Genomic DNA, 1,462 nt, shown 5'->3' with positions numbered 1-1,462 from the left:
GGGAGTGGACAGAACATGGGGGTCGTCGTCGGTGATCTGGCCTGTGCTAAGGTAAGCTCTTTGTATGGGGGGCTGCCATGGACGTACGGATTACAATCGAAACGACCTTCGACAACGGGGAGAAGCGCACTCATCAGCTTGACGGCATTTCTCGACCATACCGGGTGACCTGCCCAGACGGGATCGGGCTGCGCCTCGAGGATGGGAAAAGGATCCTCGAACAGATCCAGAGGGTAATCCTTTACGATCAGGTCGATGAGATCATTCGAGAAAGCCGCGTATGCCCGGATTGCGCCTCGGTTCGTGCCATTCATGACTATCGCACGCGCGATCTCGACACGCTCTTTGGGCGGGTTCGGGTCAAAGCCGCGCGCATGCGCCGCTGTTCGTGTGATGCCAGGTCAGCGGCGATGCCCGGTGGACCTATTTCTCCGCTGGCCTATTTCTTTCCTGACCGGGCTACCCCGGAGCTGCAACGGCTACATGCGGACCTTGGTTCCCGGCATACCTTTCGCGAAGCGGCGCGGCTGATGAAAAGCTTCCTCCCCTGCCATCCGCCCCATCACACCACGGTGCGTGACCGGTTGGGAAGAGTAGCCACTGGGCTCGAGAAAAGTCGAAGGGCATCAGGCGATCCCGCTGAAGCACTTCCCAAAGGGGGTTTGACGGTTTTTCTGGACGGTGCGCATATCCGCTGTCGACCGGAGTATCAGCAGCGACACCTGGATCTTGTGGTCGGTAAGATTGAAAGTCGCAATATGTGCCGACGATTTGGCTTGGTCGCCAATGCGACGGCATCGCCAAGCAGCCGCATGCGAGAAGAGCTGTCCGACTATGGATGGAAGCCGGGCCGTCTGTTGACGGTAATCTCTGATGGCGAGCTTGCTCTCCCGAACCTCATACGGAATGCCGTGGGTGGCGACGGTCAGGTGAAACATATCCTCGACTGGTGGCACATCTCGATGCGCATTCGACATGTCGAGGCCGCCGTTCAGGGTCTGGTCCAGATACCGGGATTCACTGGAATTCCGGTACTGTTCCAGCGTCCCGCGAGAAGCCTCCGCTGGTGGCTTTGGCATGGCAGAGCACGGGTCGCGGAAACTTATCTGAAGGGGCTCATGCACGATTGCACCCGCCTTGCGGAAGAGCCCCTGGCTGTCCGCACCGCTGCCGCTCGTGTGCAGGCCCGCTGCGAGACACTGTACACCTATCTCGCGAACAACATAGAATCCCTCGTCGATTATGGCCGACGGTACCGTAGCGGGCTGCCCATCTCGTCATCTCGTGCCGAAGGATCAGTCGAAGACATTGCCAATGCCCGTATGGGAAAGCGCAGAAGGATGCGGTGGTCGCCCAAAGGGGCTCACCGAGTAGCCGTCACAAGGGCCGCAGTTCTCGATGGTCGGCTGACCGTCGCAAACAGAAAACGCGCCGCATGACCCCCATGTTCTGTCCACTCCCG

Annotated in this window: 1 protein-coding gene; it reads left to right on the top strand. The window is 59.5% G+C overall.

Features of this window, described 5'->3' with window-relative positions:
* Positions 1 to 77: 77 nt before the first annotated feature.
* Positions 78 to 1,439: an ISKra4 family transposase gene (locus tag C4N9_RS21600; RefSeq protein WP_109535413.1), complete on the top strand. Its 1,362-nt coding sequence runs from the start codon at positions 78 to 80 to the stop codon at positions 1,437 to 1,439.
* The last annotated feature ends 23 nt before the right edge of the window (positions 1,440 to 1,462 follow it).

This window comes from Pararhodobacter marinus (assembly GCF_003122215.1).
Taxonomy (GTDB): domain Bacteria; phylum Pseudomonadota; class Alphaproteobacteria; order Rhodobacterales; family Rhodobacteraceae; genus Pararhodobacter; species Pararhodobacter marinus.
This window is presented reverse-complemented; position numbering and strand designations above follow the sequence as displayed.

Bases quoted from the DNA above. Each gene is read 5' to 3' on its own strand.
- C4N9_RS21600 (WP_109535413.1), top strand. From the start codon at position 78: ATGGACGTACGGATTACAATCGAAACGACCTTCGACAACGGGGAGAAG.